Genomic DNA, 18,451 nt, shown 5'->3' with positions numbered 1-18,451 from the left:
GGTTCTACAGGCTTGCGTCGACCATGCCGTGGCGAACGGCCAGCAAGGTCAGTTCGACGTCGCTGGTGACCGAGAGTTTTTCAAAGATCCGATAACGGTAAGTATTGACGGTCTTGGGCGAGAGGCACAACTTGTCAGAGATGATCTGCACTTTCTGACAGCCAACGATCATCAGGGCAATCTGGATTTCCCGCTCCGACAGTGTATCGAACGGTGAGCCCTGTGGCTGGAAAGGTTTCAGCGCCAACTGCTGGGCGATTTGCGGGCTGATGTAGCGCTGGCCGGCAAAAGCCAGACGGATGGCCTGAACCATCTCGTCAAGGCCTGCGCCCTTGGTCAAGTAACCGGCGGCACCGGCTTGCAACAGGCGGGTGGGGAACGGGTCTTCCTCGCACACGGTCACGGCCACTACCTTGATATCCGGGTGGCTGCGCAGCAGTTTGCGGGTGGCCTCAAGGCCGCCGATGCCGGGCATTTTCACGTCCATCAGCACCACGTCCGGCTTCAGCTCGCGGGCCAGTTTGAGCGCGGATTCACCCGAGTCCCCCTCACCCACCACCTGCAAGCCGTCGATGTCGGCCAGCATGCGGGTAATACCGGTTCGTACCAGATCGTGATCGTCGACCACTAAGACCCTAATCAAGCACACACCTCGTCAGCAGGGCGATTGGATCCCGCCACCTTAACAAAATTTTTCCAGGCGGGTCTAACGCATTGCTTCTGTAAGAAACGCCTGACGCACAACAGTGACAGGCCTCACTGTTTGCCTGGGCTTGATATCGCTGCTCAAGCGGCCAAGCAGGTGCCAGATGGCCGCCTGGTCGTCGATCGGCAATTGCCGGAAGGCGCCCAGCAGCCCTGACTCATCCGTACTCAACCCTTCTAGCGGGGCCGGCGTGCGCATGCCACTAAGCACGTACAGTGCATCCACCCCCCTGGCCGCCAGTGCTGCCAGGTAATCGACCCGCGGCGTACGCTCGCCACTTTCGTACTTGCCCTGGGCATTGGGTTCGACCCCACCGATATCGCCAAACACGCGCTGGGTCATGCCCAAGCGCTCACGTTCTTCCCGCAGCCGCGGACCAATCCCGTTCATTGTGGGCTTCTCCTTATCCCTGATCACGCTCATCCTCTGCCGCCCCGTCTACGGGCGACCGTGAGCGTCTGGGCTCACTATGCCGCTGCGCTTCGGTCGCGACAAGCCATCATTACGCTACTAGCCAATCGTACGTTGCATGCGCACAAAGCACTCATCCTCACCCATTTCGACAAAACCATGGCGTTGGTACAACAGGCGCGCCGGGTTGCTGCGAAACACCATCAGCCTGAGCAACGGCAGGCGCCGCTGCCCGGCCCACAGCGCCAGCTCTTCCAATACCCAGCTGCCGACACCGCGCCCGCGATGCTCGGGCAACAGGTGCAACTCGCGGATAAACAGCGCCTGGCGGTCCTGGCTGAGGCTGCAGAAACCCAACAGGCTGTCGCCTTCGCTGATCAACCACTGCTCGCGCCAACCCCAGGCCTGGTCGAACGCGTCCTCGATCCAGAGCAGGTCAAATTCACGGTAATACCGCAGCATGGCGCGCCGCGTGAGGTCGCGGGCGAACGTACGGTGACTGTCGTTGGCGGGAATCAAATGTAGCGGCATCGCACAATGGGCTCTGGAGATTGGCAGGGCCGGCGATGAGGCCGGTGCAGCAAATGTCACTCACTGGGCATAGCATACGGGTGAACTGCCAGGCCCATGCCGGTCCAGTTCGCTTTCCAGCCATTCGGCCAGCACCCGGGCGTTATTGTGCTCGGTGTCCTTGCCTGCATAAAGCAGGGTTAGCAACCCCTTTCCGGCCAAGTCCAGCAGGGGGTACCAATGCTCTGGATGGGCAGCCAATTCTTCCTGGTAGCACTGGGTAAAACCGGTAAAGTCGACCGCCCCCTGGTGAAACGCCTTGCGCAATTCATTGGAGGGTGCCACTTCGCGCAACCACTGCCCGTGCAGGTTTTCCTTGCGCAGGTGGCGCGGCCACAGGCGGTCGACCAGCACTCGCTGGCCATCGTCGCTCGCGACCGCATCGTAGACACGCTTGCAGCGGATCATGGCTGTCTCCGGCATTTACCGTCCGTCTTGAGCCTAGATAATTCATTGATCGAGGTCACGGCCGGGTTGCGAATTGTTTCTATGCTCAAGGCCTTCGGCAACTTGCCCAATGCCAACCGGAGCCATCATGGCAACCCCGCTACTGGCCAGCCAGCCGCACCTGGCCCAACGCGACGCCCGCCCGCCACTTGCCCACAAGCCTGGGCGCGCCACCCTCGTGTTGTTCTTCGGCCTGCTGCTGGCGGGTATCGCCTACACCGCCTGGAGCCTGAAACAGGATGTCAGCGCCAGCGGCACGGTCATCACCACGTTCACGCCGTTTCTGCTGCTGGGCCTGGCACTGCTGGTTGCCCTGGGCTTCGAATTCGTCAATGGCTTCCACGACACCGCCAACGCGGTAGCCACCGTGATCTATACCCATGCGCTGCCGGCACCGGTCGCAGTGGTATGGTCCGGGCTGTGCAACTTTCTGGGCGTGCTGCTTTCCAGTGGCGCAGTGGCATTCGGCATCATCGCCCTGCTGCCCGTGGAACTGATTCTACAGGTAGGCTCCTCGGCCGGCTTCGCGATGGTTTTTGCCTTGCTGTTGGCGGCGATCATCTGGAACCTCGGCACCTGGTGGCTGGGGCTGCCGGCGTCATCCTCGCACACCCTGATCGGCTCGATCATCGGTGTGGGGGTGGCCAATGCGCTGATGCATGGGCGTGACGGCACCAGCGGCGTGGACTGGGCCCAGGCCAGCAAGGTGGGTTACGCCCTGCTGTTCTCCCCCCTGATCGGCTTTGCCTGCGCCGCCCTGTTGTTGCTCGCCTTGCGTGCACTGGTCAAGCGTCAAGCTTTGTATCAGGCGCCACAAGGCCAGACACCGCCGCCTTGGTGGATTCGCGGTGTACTGATCCTGACGTGTACCGGGGTGTCCTTCGCCCACGGCTCCAACGATGGCCAGAAAGGCATGGGCCTGATCATGTTGATCCTTGTCGGCACCCTGCCAATGGCGTATGCGCTGAACAAAACCATGCCCAATGAGCAGGCCTTGCAGTTTTCCACCGTCGCCGAAGTGACCCGCCAGGCACTGGTGCGCAGCGCCCCACATGCGGCCCCGGCCGATCCGCGCCAGACCCTGACCGCGTTCATTGGCGAGCCCAAGGCCAGCGCGCAACTGGTACCGGCACTGGCGGCGTTGACCGGGATGATCGGCGAAGAGGTCAAAAGCTACGGCTCGCTCAAGCGCATACCTGCCGAGGCTATGGCCAACGTGCGCAATGATATGTACCTGACCAGCGAAGCCATCCGCCTGATCGAGAAAAACCGCCTGGTGGCATTCAATGCCGATACCCGCAGCCAGGTGCAACTGTTCAAGACTCAACTGGACGACGCCACCCGCTACATTCCGCTATGGGTCAAGGTGGCTGTGGCCATCGCGCTGGGGCTGGGGACGATGGTTGGCTGGCGGCGCATCGTGGTGACAGTGGGCGAGAAGATCGGCAAGACCCACCTGAGCTATGCCCAAGGTGCCTCGGCGGAGGTCGTTGCCATGTGCACCATTGGCGCAGCGGACATGTTCGGGTTGCCGGTTTCGACCACCCATGTGCTGAGCTCGGGGGTGGCGGGGACCATGGTCGCGAATGGGTCGGGGATTCAGAAGCGCACGCTGTTCAACTTGCTGATGGCCTGGGTGCTGACCTTGCCGGCGGCGATGCTGTTGGCTGGCAGCCTGTACTGGCTGCTGAACCACATTTTCTAAACCTGAACTGCGCCCTTTGCAGGAGCGGCCTTGTGCCACTCCTGCAGGGACCGGTGTACGTGACGGGTTCTGCGTTATCAGCCCGGGATTTTCAGGCCGCGTTGCACCGCCGGCCGTTCGAGGAAATTCGCCAGTACCCGCTGCACTTCCTTGAACTGGTCGAAGCCCACCAACTCACGCGCGTTGTAGCGATCCACCAGGTTACGCACCCAAGGGAAGATGGCGATGTCGGCGATGCTGTACTCGTCAGCCATCCACTCCCGACCTTTCAAATGCCGATCCAGCACACCCAGCAGCCGCTTGGACTCGTTGACGTAGCGGTCACGCGGGCGCTTGTCTTCATATTCCTTGCCAGCGAAGAAATGGAAGAACCCGACCTGGCCGAACATCGGCCCGATGCCGCCCATCTGGAACATCAGCCACTGCAGCGTCTGGTAACGCTGGGCAGGGTCCTGGCTGAGCAGTTGTCCACTTTTTTCCGCCAGGTACTGCAAGATCGCCCCGGATTCGAACAGCGGCAATGGCTGGCCGCCAGGCCCGTCCGGGTCAAGGATGGCGGGGATCTTGTTGTTGGCGCTGAGCGAAATGAATTCGGGGCTCAACTGGTCATCGTTATCGAAGCTGACCTTGTGCGCCTCGTAGGCCAGGCCGATTTCTTCGAGCATGATCGACACCTTGACGCCATTGGGCGTCGGCAGCGAATACAGCTGCAGGCGTTCAGGGTGTTTGGCGGGCCACTTGCGAGTGATGGGGAAAGCACTGAGATCGGTCATGATCAACCTTGCCTGGGGAATGAACCTGTCACTCTAGAGACATCCCCGGCCGCTGACCATCACCGACCACTCATCCGGGCCGGCAACTCAAGCCTGGCCATGGGCCTTGAGTTTGAGCTTTTCGGTATCGACACGGACAAACACCGAGTCGGCCGTCACCGTCAGCACATCCTCGGCCCAGACCTCGCAAATCACCCGGCTTTTGCGCCCCACCTCCCCTTCGACTCGGGCTTTGAGCAAAAGCTCCCCACCCATCGGGGTAGGTTTCAGGTAAGTCAGGTTGAGTGTGCCAGTCACGCAATCGATACGCGGCAGGCTGCCTGGCTCGCGGCCTTCGTTGCGGTAGTGGTAGGCCATGGCCGCCCAGTTGGAATGGCAGTCGACCAGCATCGCCAGCAGGCCGCCGTAAACCAGGCCGGGCCAGCCGATAAAGGTGCTGTCGGGTGCGTGCCGGCATATCAGGTGGATGCCGTCGGTGTCCCAGTGGCTTTGCAGGTGCAGCCCACTGGGGTGGGCGCAGCCGCAGCCGTAGCAGGTGCCTTCAGGCGCCGCAAGGGCCTGAAGGGAGAGTGGGTGGTCAGTCATACGCTTCCTGTGCTTGTTGGAATGGGGGCGCGCAACGCCCCCATTAAAGCAGAAACATCAGGCGGCTTGGGCAACCCCCTGGGCACGCCGTTGGGTCAGCGAAACCAGCAGGATGAATGCTGTCACCCCAGCGGTCATCAGGGTTTCATAGCGGTAGGCATCGCTGAACAGCATGTAGCCCAGCACCATGACGATGGTGCCGATCACCAGCCAGGTCAGCCAGGGGAACAGCCACATCTTCAGCTCCAGCGGGCGCCCTTCGCGGTCCGCACGCGCACGCATGCGCAGCTGCGACACGGCAATCACCAGGTACACCAGCAAGGCGATGGCGCCGGTGGTGGACAGCAAGAAGCCGAACACCTTACCCGGGAACACATAGTTGACCAGGCACCCGGCAAAACCGGCCAGCGTCGAGAAGATGACCGCCACGGTCGGCACGCCCGAGCCGGAGATACGCTTGGTCATGCTCAGTGCCTGGCCACGGGCGCCCAGCGAATACAGCATGCGCGACGCGGTGTACAGGCCCGAGTTCATGCAACTGGTCACTGCAACCAGCACCACCAGGTCGACCAACAGCTTGGCGCCTGGCACGTTCAGCACTTCCAGCACGCGCTGGAACGAACCGACTGCTTTCAGCGCAGGGTCATTCCAGGCTACCAGCGACACCACCAGGAAGATCGACGCCAGGTAGAAGATGGCAATGCGGTACACCACCAGGTTGGTGGCACGGCGGATCTTGTCTTTCGGGTTTGCGGTTTCGTCAGCGGCAATGGTGACGATTTCGGCGCCGAAGAACGAGAAGATGGTGATCAGCACACCACCGAGCACCGTGCCGAACCCGTTGGGCATGAAGCCGCCGTTGTCCCACAGCCGGCTGACTCCGGACACCTCGGCCAGCGGCCAGAAGCCGAATACCGCCAGGCTGCAGACCACAATGAAGGCAATGATCGCCACCACCTTGACCAGTGCGAACCAGTACTCGAAGGCACCAAAGTTCTTCACGCTGATCAGGTTTGTGCACGACAGCACCAGCATGATCAGGAAGGCAAACAACCAGGACGGTACGCCGGGGAAGTAAGCATGCAGGATGTCGGCGCCAGCGATGGCCTCCACCGGAATGATCAGCACCCAGAACCACCAGTACAACCAGCCGATGGTAAAGCCCGCCCAAGGGCCGATGGCTTCTGAGGCATAGGTGGAGAACGAGCCGCTGTTAGGGTTGGCGATGGCCATTTCGCCCAGCATGCGCATCACCAGCAATACCAGCAGGCCGGTCATGGCGTAGGAAATGAGGATGGCCGGGCCGGCGGTGGCGATGGCGTTCGACGAGCCGATGAACAGGCCGGCGCCGATGATGCCGGCAATGGAGATCATGGACACCTGACGGGAAGTCAGGCCGTGCTGCAGGGAACGCTGTTTCTTGTTGTCTTGCGAAGCCATGAAGAACCCTCGAATGGGTCGGCCGCGACAAAGCGGCTGAAGGTCGGAGCAGAATTCTTGTAAATTTCTGATAGTCGTTTTTGTTGTTTTGCAGATGCCGGAAGCGGGTACTGACCTCCTCTTCACATGACCGGTTGTAATCGTTGATCCAGGTCAGTATTAATCTATAGGCCGGGGTCAACAAACGACCTTTTCGAACCACATGATTCCGCTTTGGAATGAACTCCTTCCTTTTTTTGCTCGGTATTTGCCCGTCATGTCCAAACGCCTGATGCCTTCGACCACCGCCCTTCAGTGCTTCGAAGCGGCTGCCCGCCACCTCAGCTTCACCCGCGCGGCCCAGGAACTGCACCTGACGCAAAGCGCCGTCAGCAAGCAGGTGGCGCAGCTCGAAGACATGCTCTCGCACTCCCTGTTCCAGCGCATTCGTCGGCGCCTGCACCTGACCCCGGCGGGTGCGCTGTACCTCACCGAAGTGAACAAGATCCTCACCCAGATCGATATTTCCAGCCGCTACATCCTCAGCTACGGCGACGAAACCGAAGTGCTGCGTATTGCTACCCAGCCTAGCTTCGGCGCGCGCTGGCTAGTGCCCAAGCTCAAGGGTTTCGGCGACCGCTACCCCCGCATTCACCTGGACGTGCGCAACGAGCTGGAGCCATTCGACCTGGTGCAGGCCAAGGCCGACGTGGCTTTTTTCTTCGGCCAGGGCACCTGGCCTGGGGCCACTTGCATCGAGCTGTTCAGCGAAGAAGTGGTACCGGTATGCAGCCCGCAGCTGCTGGCCAACCACCCCTTTGAAAGCGCCCAGGCGCTTACCGAGCACCGCCTGCTGCAATGCGTGTCGCGCCCGGAGGCCTGGCATGAATGGTTCCTGGGGTTGGGGCTACACAGCCAGAACAGCTACCACGGGCCGCGTTTCGACACGTTCTACCTGTGCATCCGCGCAGCGATCTCCGGTTGCGGCATAGCCCTGATTCCGCGCTACCTGGTGGCCGAGGAGCTGAGCGAGGGCAAGCTGGTGGTGGCCTGGGACCACCCGGTGGCGAGCAACGGCAAGCACTTTATCGCGCATGCCGAGCATGCGGCCGAAGTGCCCAAGATCAGGGCCTTTGTGCAGTGGATTCGGGAGCGGGTGGCTGAGGGGGACTGACTTAACCTATACCGGCCTCTTCGCGGGCTTGCCCGCTCCCACAGGATCACCACAGGTTCGAACACTGTGCATAACCTGTGGGAGCGGGCAAGCCCGCGAAGAGGCCGGCACAGGCAACACAAATACCGGCCAGTTCACGAATTCAGGGAATGACCGCAATCGAATAATTCGTTTGCGGAATAACCCCCCAACACGCTTGGATAATAAGAAACTTGAACAAAGGTCCCGCGTGCCCATGAACCAGGAAAGTATCAGCCCATCCATCGCCATCGTTCACCCGATCACACTTTCCCATGGCCGTAATGCCGAAGTCTGGGACACCGACGGCAAACGTTACATCGACTTTGTCGGCGGTATCGGCGTGCTCAACCTGGGCCACTGCAACCCCGCCGTGGTCGAAGCCATCCAGGCGCAAGCCACCCGTCTGACCCACTATGCCTTCAACGCCGCACCCCACGGTCCATACCTGGCGCTGATGGAACAGCTGAGCCAGTTCGTACCGGTCAGCTACCCGTTGGCCGGCATGCTCACCAATAGCGGTGCGGAAGCGGCAGAAAACGCCCTTAAAGTCGCCCGCGGTGCTACAGGCAAACGCGCCATCATTGCCTTCGACGGCGGCTTCCACGGCCGTACCCTGGCCACCCTGAACCTCAATGGCAAGGTAGCCCCTTACAAGCAACGGGTCGGCGAGCTGCCCGGACCGGTGTACCACCTGCCCTACCCCAGCGTGGATACCGGGGTTACCTGCGAGCAGGCGCTCAAGGCCATGGAGCGCCTGTTCAGCGTGGAGCTGGCCGTGGAAGACGTGGCAGCGTTCATCCTCGAACCGGTTCAGGGCGAAGGCGGTTTCCTCGCCCTCGACCCGGCCTTCGCCCAGGCCTTGCGCCGCTTCTGCGACCAACACGGCATCCTGATCATCATCGACGAGATCCAGTCCGGCTTCGGCCGCACCGGCCAGCGCTTCGCTTTCCCGCGCCTCGGCATCGAGCCCGACCTGCTGCTGCTGGCCAAGAGCATCGCCGGCGGCATGCCGCTGGGGGCGGTGGTCGGGCGCAAGGAATTGATGGCAGCACTGCCCAAGGGCGGCCTCGGTGGCACCTATTCGGGCAACCCGATTGCCTGTGCGGCGGCGTTGGCCAGCCTGGCGCAGATGACCGACGAAAACATCGCCACCTGGGGTGAGCGCCAGGAGCAGGCCATCGTCAGCCGCCACCAGCGCTGGAAGGCTTCGGGCCTGAGCCCGTACATCGGCCGACTGACCGGCGTGGGCGCCATGCGCGGCATCGAATTCGTCAATGCCGACGGCAGCCCGGCGCCGGCGCAACTGGCCAAGGTAATGGAGTCGGCACGGGCCAAGGGCTTGCTGCTGATGCCCAGCGGCAAGGCGCGACACATCATCCGCCTGCTGGCCCCCTTGACCATCGAAGCCGAGGTGCTCGAGGAAGGGCTGGATATCCTCGAGCAGTGCCTGGTGGAGCTGAACTGAGGCTTACAGGCCCAGTTCTTCGGGGGTCAGCATGTCGGATTCGAAGGCGATCCAGCCGCCTTCGAGTTCGGCGTGGCCGTTGACGATCGGGCCGTAGTAGGTCAGGCCGTTCTCCAGGGTCACGCAGATGTGCGTGGCCTGTTTTTCAGGTGCCGCGAGCGTACCGACGAAATGCACCTTCTTCAGGGTTTCGGTCACCGCTTCCAGGCCCACGCGCATGCTGGGGTTTTCCGAAGCTTCGGTATCTCCGCCACGGTCTTCGGCGCTGATGGTCACGGTGGCGGTGTACGGGTACTTGGTGCTCAAACGGGGTTACCTCAGTGGGTGTGTAGGCGTAAGGGCGCGTAGAGTACGGCAGGTGGTCTCTGTTGTCTCTACAGGTGATCTGAATGCCCCGATCTGTTAGGGTGCCCGCCGATGCACGCCACACCACACGAGGATCCCGAGTGAGCGCCGAAGAACCCCTGATCGCCGACCTGTTCGATGTCGATAAACGCCTGTCCCTCAAACCCGTCGTGGACTTCAACAGCTACCTGCGCAACGCCTTCGGCGAAGGCCCGTGCCGCTGCCACCGCTGCACTGAAGGGGGTGACGAAAGCACCTACAGCCACGCCCACACCTTCACTTTTGCAAGCCGCCAGTGCCATCGCCGCTTCGCCAGTACATCAGGCAGCGATGTCGCCCAGGTATTGAAAAAGGCCTGGCTGTCGTACACCAAGGCCGACCTCAACCTGGTCGGCCCACTGGACCTGGCCACCCTCAAGACCTTCACCGAAGCGGACCTGCACCCGCGCCTGCTGGCGCTGCTCACGGCCAGTGGCCTGGCCCGTGAAGTGGATGGCCAATGGATGCTGCAAGCCCAGGCCGACTGACGGCCCGGCGGCAGGGCAGGAATCCACCGGTCTGCTAACGTGGTGGAATCCGCCCATCCGCAGGTAGTCCGCCATGGCCCGCACAACCCCCATCGAGCTATACCGCAATATCGGCATCGTCGCCCACGTGGACGCCGGCAAGACGACCACTACCGAGCGGATCCTGTTCTACACCGGGGTCAACCACAAGATGGGTGAGGTGCACGATGGCGCCGCGACCATGGACTGGATGGCCCAGGAGCAGGAACGCGGCATCACCATCACGTCGGCGGCCACCACGGCATTCTGGCAAGGCTCGACCAAACAGTTCGCGCACAAATACCGCTTCAACATCATCGATACCCCCGGCCACGTCGACTTCACCATCGAGGTGGAACGTTCATTGCGCGTGCTCGATGGCGCGGTGGTGGTGTTCAGCGGCGCTGACGGGGTAGAGCCTCAGTCCGAGACGGTCTGGCGCCAGGCCAACAAATACCATGTGCCTCGCCTGGCCTACATCAACAAGATGGATCGCCAGGGCGCCGACTTCCTGCGGGTGGTCAAGCAGATCGACCAGCGCCTGGGGCACCACCCGGTGCCGATCCAGCTGGCCATCGGCAGCGAAGAAAACTTCATTGGCCAGATCGACCTGGTGAAGATGAAGGCCATCTACTGGAACGACGCCGACAATGGCACCAGCTACCGCGAAGAAGAAATTCCGGATGACCTGCGCGCGCTCGCTGACGAATGGCGCGCTCACCTGGTGGAAGCCGCTGCCGAAGCCAACGATGAGCTGACCCTGAAGTTTCTCGATGGTGAGGAGCTGAGCGTCGAAGAAATCAAGGCTGCCCTGCGCCAACGGACCATTGCCAACGAAATCGTCCCGACCATTCTCGGCTCATCGTTCAAGAACAAGGGCGTACCGCTGATGCTGGATGCGGTAATCGACTACCTGCCCGCCCCCTCGGAAATTCCTGCCATCCGCGGCACCGACCCGGACGACGAAGAAAAGCACCTGGAACGGCACGCCGACGACAAAGAGCCGTTTTCAGCCTTGGCTTTCAAGATTGCCACCGACCCGTTCGTCGGCACCCTCACCTTCGCCCGCGTGTATTCCGGCGTGCTCAGTTCCGGCAACGCGGTACTCAACTCGGTCAAAGGCAAGAAGGAACGCATCGGCCGCATGGTGCAGATGCATGCCAATCAGCGTGCCGAAATCAAGGACGTGTGCGCAGGCGACATCGCCGCGCTGATCGGCATGAAGGACGTGACCACCGGCGACACCCTGTGCGACCTGGACAAACCGATCATCCTCGAACGCATGGATTTCCCTGACCCGGTGATTTCCGTGGCCGTGGAGCCGAAGACCAAGGCCGACCAGGAAAAAATGGGCATCGCCCTGGGCAAGCTGGCCCAGGAGGACCCGTCATTCCGCGTACGTACCGACGAAGAGACCGGCCAGACCATCATCTCGGGCATGGGCGAGTTGCACCTGGACATCATCGTCGACCGCATGCGCCGCGAGTTCAACGTCGAGGCCAACATCGGCAAGCCGCAGGTGGCTTACCGGGAAAAAATCCGCAATACCTGCGAGATCGAGGGCCGTTTTGTGCGCCAGTCCGGCGGCCGTGGCCAATACGGCCATTGCTGGATCCGTTTCGCCCCCGGCGACGAGGGCAAGGAAGGCCTGGAGTTCATCAACGAGATCGTCGGCGGCGTGGTACCGCGCGAGTACATACCCGCGATCCAGAAGGGCATCGAAGAGCAGATGAAGAACGGCGTGCTTGCAGGCTACCCGCTGATCAGCCTCAAGGCTGCCGTGTTCGACGGTTCGTACCACGATGTCGACTCCAACGAGATGGCCTACAAGATCGCTGCTTCAATGGCCACCAAGCAGCTGTCGCAGAAAGGCGGCGCGGTGTTGCTGGAACCGGTGATGAAGGTGGAGGTGGTGACGCCGGAGGAATACCAGGGCGACATTCTGGGCGACCTCAGCCGGCGCCGCGGGATGATCCAGGACGGTGACGAAACACCGGCTGGCAAGGTGATCCGCGCCGAGGTGCCGTTGGGCGAGATGTTCGGCTACGCCACCTCGATGCGGTCGATGACCCAGGGCCGGGCCAGCTTCTCGATGGAGTTCACCCGCTATGCCGAGGCCCCGGCGAGCATTGCCGATGGCATCGTCAAGAAAAATCGCGGGGAGTAAGTGGCTCTCCTGTTCCGGCCCCTTCGCGGCTAAAGCCGCTCACACAAGGGATCGCATACCCCTGTGGGAGCGGCTTTAGCCGAAGGGGCCGGAACAGGCAGCCACAATTTTTTCAATGCTGTTCGCCAGCCCGCTTCAACAGCTTCTTGCACCGCTCCGACAAATGCACAACGCGCAAATGCTTGCCCGCCTTGGCATAGCGCTCGCGCAGGGTCTTGAGCGCCGCAATTGCCGAATAATCGACAAAGCTCAAATGCTGGCAATCCAGCGTGACCTGGGCCGGGTCCTGGGCCGGGTCGAACTGGTTGAGGAACGAGGCGGTCGAGGCAAAGAACAGGGTGCCATGTACCTGATAACGCTTGCCACCTTCAGCGTCCTCATGGCTGTCGGCGTACAGCTCCCGCGCATGCTGCCAGGCAAAGTTGAGCGCCGCGATGACGATGCCGAACAGCACCGCCATGGCCAGGTCGGTAAATACCGTCACCACGGTCACCGCAATGATCGCCAGCACATCGTTCACCGGCACCTTGTGCAGCACCCGCAGCGACGCCCAGGCGAAGGTCTGCTGGGCCACCACGAACATCACCCCGACCAGCGCTGCCAGCGGAATACGCTCGATCAGCGGCGACAGGAACAACACGAACAGCAAGATCATCACCCCGGCCACTACCCCGGACAGCCGGCCGCGCCCGTTGGAACTGAGGTTGATCACCGTCTGGCCAATCATTGCGCAACCGCCCATGCCACCGCACAGGCCCGAAACCATGTTCGCCGCACCCAGCGCCACGCATTCGCGGTCCGGGAAACCACGGCTCTCGGTCACTTCATCGGTCAGGTTGAGGGTGAGCAAGGTCTCCAGCAGGCCGACCATCGCCATCAGCACCGCGTAGGGGGCGATGATCTTCAGGGTGTCCAGATTCCAGGGTACATCCGGCAGCGCCAGCCCCGGCAGACCGCCTGCGATGTGCGCCATGTCGCCCAAGGTGCGGGTGGGCAGGTCGAGCAGGTACACCAGCAAGCCAACGCCCAGGATCGCCACCAGCGCCGGCGGTACCGCACGGGTCAATTTCGGCAGCACGTAGACCACCGCCATGGTCAGTGCCACCAAGCCGATCATCAGGTACAGCGGCGCGCCGCTGAGCCAGTGCTCACCCGCCTTGAAGTGCTCAAGCTGCGCCATGGCGATGACGATGGCCAGGCCATTGACGAAGCCGAGCATGACCGGGTACGGCACCAGGCGTACCAGCTTGCCCAGCCGTAGCAGGCCGAACAGGATCATCACCACGCCACCCAGCAGCACCGTGGCCAGCAGATACTGCGCGCCGTGCTGCACCACCAGCGCGACGATCACCACCGCCATGGACCCGGCAGCGCCGGAAATCATCCCCGGTCGACCGCCAAAGAGCGCCGTCAGCGTACAAATGATAAACGCGCCATACAGGCCCATCAGCGGGTTGAGGTGCGCCACCAGGGCAAAGGCGATGCACTCGGGCACCAGGGCGAACGAGGTGGTCAGGCCGGCGAGCAGGTCGGCGTGTATTCGGGCGGGCTTCATGGGTTTCCTGTGGTGCGGGACATTACAAAAACGAGGGCGCGATGTTACGGAATTTGTCTGACAGCGGCCACCGTTCAGCGCACCCGCTCCCGGCTCTGCACTGCCAGGTCCAGCGCACGCTGCATGTCCAGCCGCGCTGAACGCCCCAGGTCAGGGTGGTTCAGGCGCCCTCCACGTTCCGAAGGCAGGATCGGCGCCGTCAGGTCTTCGGCATCCATCGCCTCGAAATCCTGCTCGGTGCCCAGGGTCAGGGCACTGCGCCGCAACAGCATGCGCACCTGTTCCGGGGTCAGGGCCGGGTTGATCGACAGCATCGTTGCAACGGTGGCAGTCACCAAGGGTGTTGCGTACGACGTGCCGCAATGCGCAGCAGCGGCAGCCGCTGGGCGAATGCAGGCAGCGGCACTGACATCCACGCGCATGTCGATGTTGGAACTGTGGCGCTTGCGCACATGCTCGGGGGCTTCGACCGCCGTCGCCTTGTCGCTGCGCTGGTGCCCGCCCACCACCAGCAGTTGTTCGGTGATGAACGACGACGGCAGGCGGTATTCGTCGGTACCTGACCACGACGCACCGTTACCCGCCGAATTCACCACCATCACATCTGGATGCTCTTTGCGCAGCCAGAGAAAGAACTCCTCAAGCAATTCCTCGTAACCACTCATCGCCAGCCCGGAACGCACCAGCGAATCGACCTCATCACCGTTGACATCGCGTGCGCCTACCCGGTGGATGCCCCAGCTCCAGTTCAGCACCCGCACGCCATCCTCGACCAGGTTTACCGATGCAGCGATGTTGGCGGTGATGCCTGCATCGGAGTTGCGCTCTACAATCACCTCGAAGCCAGGGCTGTGCTTGCCCAGCCCCGGCAAAAAACCCTCACCCTGTGCGGCGAGAATGCCTGCGACATGGCTGCCGTGGCTGGTCGCGCGATCCCCGTCGCGCGCGTACAGGCAGGTCTGGCCCTGTTCGCAGCCGCCTCGGTATTGGCTGAACGCGGGGGCATCAAAATCCACTTCACGCTCGACTACCCCAACCCGCACGGGGTGCACCGGCAAGTGCGAAGCGCCAATCCGTCGCTGGTAGAAATACAGCGCATCCATGAACCGGTTGGCGGCCCATTCGTCCGCCTGGTCGATGGCCCGAGCATCGCGGCCGCTGCCTTCTTCACCGCGCTCCGGTGCAGACTCCTCGACAACCACGGCATCCACGCTGAGTTCACTGCCCATGCGCAGGATCATCGCGTCACGCTGCACCAGGTCAGCCACCGGCAAGCGCAACTGGTAGACATTCAGCGGCGGTATCGCACCGACAACCTGGGCGCCGTATTTATCGGCGATACGCCGGGCCTCTCCAAGGCCTTCGTGTTTCTCCTCAATCAACAGGCTGACCAGGTCGACATAGGTGGTCAGGCCATCCATGTTCTTCGCCACCTCATCAGGCCTTGCGGCGACCACATGACTGCGCTGGCGGGTCAGCCATACAGGGTTGCTGGTACTGCTGCCAGACTCCAGCCAAAGCGGCGCGCTGCGCTGGGCTTGCTTCGCCAGCTTCAGCGTGAGCCGGTCACCTTGACGCTCGATATCCGCCGTTGGCAGCCGCACACCGCCCAGCCATACCTTTGGCACATCTGCCCCGAGCCCCTCGGCACGCAGGCACCATTGCTGCTGGCTATCGCCGAACAAGTCGCCGCATCGCTGCAGCTGCTTGATCCGCAGCGTATCCGCTGCAGCCTGTGCACCAAGGCTGCAAAGCCATAACAGCAGGATCAGACTACCCTTCATGTAATCACCCCACGCGTTCCCTGTGAGTGCGACTGACGGCGCAGCTTAAAGGTTCATCTGCCCACCCCGGAGCGTGATCCAGATCCAGCAGGACATCCGCAAATTTGCCATCATGTTGATTCCACCTGCGGAGATCATGGACATGCCGCTACGCCCCTTTTTCGCCTCCCTGCTGCTCGTTGCCAGCCTCGCCGCCCAGGCGGCCACCGAGGTGGTGCCGCTGCAGCACCGCGCCAGCGCCGAACTGCTGCCTGCCGCACAGGCATTCATTGGCAAGGACGGCACGGTCAGCGCTTTCGAAAACAAGCTGATCGTCAACGCCAGCCCCGAGCGCATCAGCGACCTGCGCACTTTGCTGCAGCAACTGGACACCGCTCCCAAACGCCTGCTGATCAGCGTTGACAACAACGACAGCAACTTCCAGGACAACCGCGGTAACGCACGCGTCATCCACTACGGCACCAGCAACCGTGACGGCGGCATGCAGCAGGTTCAGGCCAGCGAAGGCCAGCCTGCACTCATTCAGGTTGGCCAGAGCATCCCGATTACCAGCACCAGCACCGACGGTTATGGGCGCATCCAGAGCAACACCGAATACCGCAATGTGACCCAGGGCTTTTATGTCACGCCCAGTTTGAGCGGTGACACGGTTCGTCTGCAAATCAGCACTAATAATGATCGCATCAGCCAGGAACGTGCAGATGTAGTGAAAGTGCAAAGCACCGACACGACCGTGACCGGCAAGCTCGGCGAGTGGATCACCCTGGCAGGCTACAACCAGCAGAGCCAAGCCGAGCGCAGCGCGTCAAGCCGCAGTTACAGCACCCAGCGCGGTGAAAACATGACTTTGCGGGTGAAAGTCGACCTTCTCGACTGATCCCAGGCAATTCAAGGCCTCGACCAAAGGCCTTGAAACTGACTGACAAGTCGCATTAGACCAAAGATGTAGTAAGTGAAAAAATCCACTACAAAACATTTGACAGGGTCTTTTTCCCAAGGGCATGATGGCCTCGCTCCCGCTAATCAGGGGCCCTGGCAAGGGCCTTCGAGGCGTGCTCCTCCCACCCCCGGAGGCGCCTCGTGTCTATACGGCCCACAAGGCGGTTCGACGGGATTGCGACTGCAACGAAGAAGTTGTCCCGAGGGACGGAAGCGCATCACCGCAGTACTGGCAATCGCGTAGCACCGCAGCAAGGCAACCACGAGCCGACCTGCCGGAGCACACCTTCGCCCGGCCTGCCCACCCTTCCCCCTTCGAGCCTTCGCGTTCGCCGCCGCACTCCTGCGAACAGGACAGCCGCCAAGCGCCCTGATCTGCACCCGAGCATCAGCACAATTAACCCAAGATCGATGCGACGAGGTTTATTTCCATGGCACTGACACGCGAACAGCAAATTGCAGCCCTCGAGAAAGACTGGGCCGAGAACCCGCGCTGGAAAGGCGTGACCCGTACCTACACCGCCGCTGATGTCGTTCGCCTGCGTGGCTCCCTGCAGCCAGAGCACACCCTGGCCCGCCAGGGTGCAGAAAAACTGTGGAAGCTGGTCACCCAAGGTGCCCACCCGTCCTTCCGCCCAGACAAAGATTTCGTCAACTGCATGGGCGCCCTGACCGGTGGCCAGGCAGTGCAACAGGTCAAGGCCGGCATCCAGGCCATTTACCTGTCCGGCTGGCAGGTTGCCGCCGACAACAACTCGGCCGAGTCGATGTACCCTGACCAGTCGCTGTACCCGGTTGACTCGGTACCGACCGTGGTCAAGCGCATCAACAACTCGTTCCGCCGCGCCGACCAGATCCAGTGGAAAGCCGGCAAGAACCCGGGCGACGAAGGCTACATCGACTACTTCGCCCCAATCGTGGCTGACGCCGAAGCCGGTTTCGGTGGCGTGTTGAACGCCTATGAGCTGATGAAGAACATGATCGAAGCAGGCGCCGCCGGCGTGCACTTCGAAGACCAGCTGGCCTCGGTCAAAAAATGCGGCCACATGGGCGGCAAGGTACTGGTACCGACGCAGGAAGCCGTACAGAAGCTGGTGGCCGCGCGCCTGGCAGCTGACGTTTCCGGCGTGCCGACTATCATTCTGGCCCGTACAGACGCCAACGCCGCTGACCTGCTGACCAGCGACTGCGACCCGTACGATCAGCCGTTCGTGATTGGCGAGCGTACCCGTGAGGGCTTCTACAAGGTCCGCGCCGGCCTCGACCAGGCCATCTCTCGCGGCCTGGCTTATGCGCCATATGCCGACCTGATCTGGTGCGAAACCGCCAAGCCAGACCTGGACGAAGCCCGTCGCTTCGCCGAGGCCATCAAGAAGGAGTACCCGGACCAGATCCTGTCGTACAACTGCTCGCCGTCCTTCAACTGGAAGAAGAACCTGGACGACGCCACCATCGCCAAGTTCCAGCGCGAACTGTCGGCCATGGGCTACAAGCACCAGTTCATCACCCTGGCGGGTATCCACAACATGTGGCACGGCATGTTCAACCTGGCGCACGACTACGCCCGCAACGACATGACCGCCTACGTGAAGCTGCAAGAGCAGGAATTCGCTGACGCCAGCAAAGGCTACACCTTCGTGGCGCACCAGCAAGAAGTGGGCACTGGCTACTTCGACGACATGACCACTGTGATTCAGGGTGGCGCATCGTCGGTGACTGCCCTGACCGGCTCGACCGAGGAAGAGCAGTTCCACTGATGGTGGGTTGCCACTGAAGAAAGGCCCAGAGCTGCGGAAGCCCTGGGCCTTTCTTTTTGTCGATACCAGACCGACCAGAAATG

The 18,451-nt window shown here is 62.0% G+C and carries 17 protein-coding genes; 7 read left to right on the top strand and 10 right to left on the bottom strand.

What is annotated here, in order from left to right; translation table 11 throughout:
* Nucleotides 1-4: 4 nt before the first annotated feature.
* The 4 genes from uvrY to J3A71_RS10180 form a co-directional block, all read right to left on the bottom strand.
* Nucleotides 5-643: a UvrY/SirA/GacA family response regulator transcription factor gene (gene uvrY / locus J3A71_RS10195; protein ID WP_023047491.1), complete on the bottom strand. Its 639-nt coding sequence runs from the start codon at nt 641-643 to the stop codon at nt 5-7.
* 63 nt (nt 644-706) lie between these two features.
* The gene (locus tag J3A71_RS10190) at nt 707-1,096 is read right to left on the bottom strand and encodes a helix-turn-helix transcriptional regulator (protein WP_016488200.1); all 390 of its coding nucleotides are present in this window, start codon (nt 1,094-1,096) and stop codon (nt 707-709) included.
* Between the two features lie 120 nt (nt 1,097-1,216).
* A complete protein-coding gene (locus tag J3A71_RS10185) occupies nt 1,217-1,648 on the bottom strand; it encodes a GNAT family N-acetyltransferase (protein ID WP_016488201.1) in 432 nt (143 codons plus the stop codon).
* A gap of 60 nt (nt 1,649-1,708) precedes the next feature.
* Entirely contained in the window at nt 1,709-2,095 is a 387-nt protein-coding gene (locus J3A71_RS10180; RefSeq protein WP_023047493.1) for a DUF488 family protein, read from the bottom strand.
* Nucleotides 2,096-2,222: 127 nt separating this feature from the next.
* On the opposite strand from J3A71_RS10180, the gene J3A71_RS10175 reads away from it, so the two are divergent.
* On the top strand, nt 2,223-3,839 hold the full coding sequence (locus tag J3A71_RS10175; protein ID WP_096426550.1) for an inorganic phosphate transporter: 1,617 nt from the start codon (nt 2,223-2,225) through the stop codon (nt 3,837-3,839).
* Between the two features lie 77 nt (nt 3,840-3,916).
* Here J3A71_RS10175 and J3A71_RS10170 read toward each other — a convergent pair whose 3' ends face one another.
* The 3 genes from J3A71_RS10170 to J3A71_RS10160 form a co-directional block, all read right to left on the bottom strand.
* A complete protein-coding gene (locus J3A71_RS10170; protein ID WP_016488204.1) occupies nt 3,917-4,612 on the bottom strand; it encodes a glutathione S-transferase N-terminal domain-containing protein in 696 nt (231 codons plus the stop codon).
* Nucleotides 4,613-4,699: 87 nt separating this feature from the next.
* Entirely contained in the window at nt 4,700-5,197 is a 498-nt protein-coding gene (locus J3A71_RS10165) for a PaaI family thioesterase (protein WP_096426551.1), read from the bottom strand.
* Nucleotides 5,198-5,254: 57 nt separating this feature from the next.
* Nucleotides 5,255-6,637, bottom strand: coding sequence for an amino acid permease (locus tag J3A71_RS10160; RefSeq protein WP_016488206.1), 1,383 nt, complete (start codon nt 6,635-6,637; stop codon nt 5,255-5,257).
* A gap of 256 nt (nt 6,638-6,893) precedes the next feature.
* Between J3A71_RS10160 and gcvA the strand changes: the two genes are divergently transcribed.
* Together gcvA and J3A71_RS10150 are read left to right on the top strand one after the other, a co-directional pair.
* On the top strand, nt 6,894-7,790 hold the full coding sequence (gene gcvA / locus J3A71_RS10155; RefSeq protein WP_209952838.1) for a transcriptional regulator GcvA: 897 nt from the start codon (nt 6,894-6,896) through the stop codon (nt 7,788-7,790).
* Between the two features lie 235 nt (nt 7,791-8,025).
* Complete coding sequence (locus J3A71_RS10150) at nt 8,026-9,276, top strand: aspartate aminotransferase family protein (protein WP_016488208.1); 1,251 nt, start codon at nt 8,026-8,028, stop codon at nt 9,274-9,276.
* Between the two features lie 3 nt (nt 9,277-9,279).
* Here the strand turns inward: J3A71_RS10150 and J3A71_RS10145 are convergent, their stop codons facing one another.
* The gene (locus J3A71_RS10145) at nt 9,280-9,582 is read right to left on the bottom strand and encodes a hypothetical protein (RefSeq protein ID WP_016488209.1); all 303 of its coding nucleotides are present in this window, start codon (nt 9,580-9,582) and stop codon (nt 9,280-9,282) included.
* Nucleotides 9,583-9,722: 140 nt separating this feature from the next.
* Between J3A71_RS10145 and J3A71_RS10140 the strand changes: the two genes are divergently transcribed.
* Both J3A71_RS10140 and fusA read left to right on the top strand, forming a co-directional pair.
* Complete coding sequence (locus tag J3A71_RS10140) at nt 9,723-10,148, top strand: hypothetical protein (RefSeq protein ID WP_016488210.1); 426 nt, start codon at nt 9,723-9,725, stop codon at nt 10,146-10,148.
* Between the two features lie 73 nt (nt 10,149-10,221).
* A complete protein-coding gene (fusA, locus tag J3A71_RS10135) occupies nt 10,222-12,333 on the top strand; it encodes an elongation factor G (RefSeq protein ID WP_016488211.1) in 2,112 nt (703 codons plus the stop codon).
* A gap of 112 nt (nt 12,334-12,445) precedes the next feature.
* Here the strand turns inward: fusA and J3A71_RS10130 are convergent, their stop codons facing one another.
* Together J3A71_RS10130 and J3A71_RS10125 are read right to left on the bottom strand one after the other, a co-directional pair.
* Nucleotides 12,446-13,888, bottom strand: a complete 1,443-nt coding sequence (locus J3A71_RS10130; RefSeq protein WP_096426553.1) for a SulP family inorganic anion transporter — start codon at nt 13,886-13,888, stop codon at nt 12,446-12,448.
* A gap of 74 nt (nt 13,889-13,962) precedes the next feature.
* Complete coding sequence (locus J3A71_RS10125) at nt 13,963-15,672, bottom strand: S8/S53 family peptidase (RefSeq protein ID WP_096426554.1); 1,710 nt, start codon at nt 15,670-15,672, stop codon at nt 13,963-13,965.
* Nucleotides 15,673-15,784: 112 nt separating this feature from the next.
* Between J3A71_RS10125 and J3A71_RS10120 the strand changes: the two genes are divergently transcribed.
* The gene (locus J3A71_RS10120) at nt 15,785-16,549 is read left to right on the top strand and encodes a secretin N-terminal domain-containing protein (RefSeq protein ID WP_172901768.1); all 765 of its coding nucleotides are present in this window, start codon (nt 15,785-15,787) and stop codon (nt 16,547-16,549) included.
* A gap of 493 nt (nt 16,550-17,042) precedes the next feature.
* Nucleotides 17,043-18,368, top strand: coding sequence for an isocitrate lyase (gene aceA, locus J3A71_RS10115; protein ID WP_016488214.1), 1,326 nt, complete (start codon nt 17,043-17,045; stop codon nt 18,366-18,368).
* Nucleotides 18,369-18,451: the final 83 nt, after the last annotated feature.

Source organism: Pseudomonas sp. PvP089, assembly GCF_017875165.1.
Classification (GTDB): Bacteria; Pseudomonadota; Gammaproteobacteria; order Pseudomonadales; family Pseudomonadaceae; genus Aquipseudomonas; species Aquipseudomonas fortuita.
The sequence above is the reverse complement of the archived record's forward strand: the minus strand, read 5'-3'. Positions and strand labels throughout refer to the sequence as shown.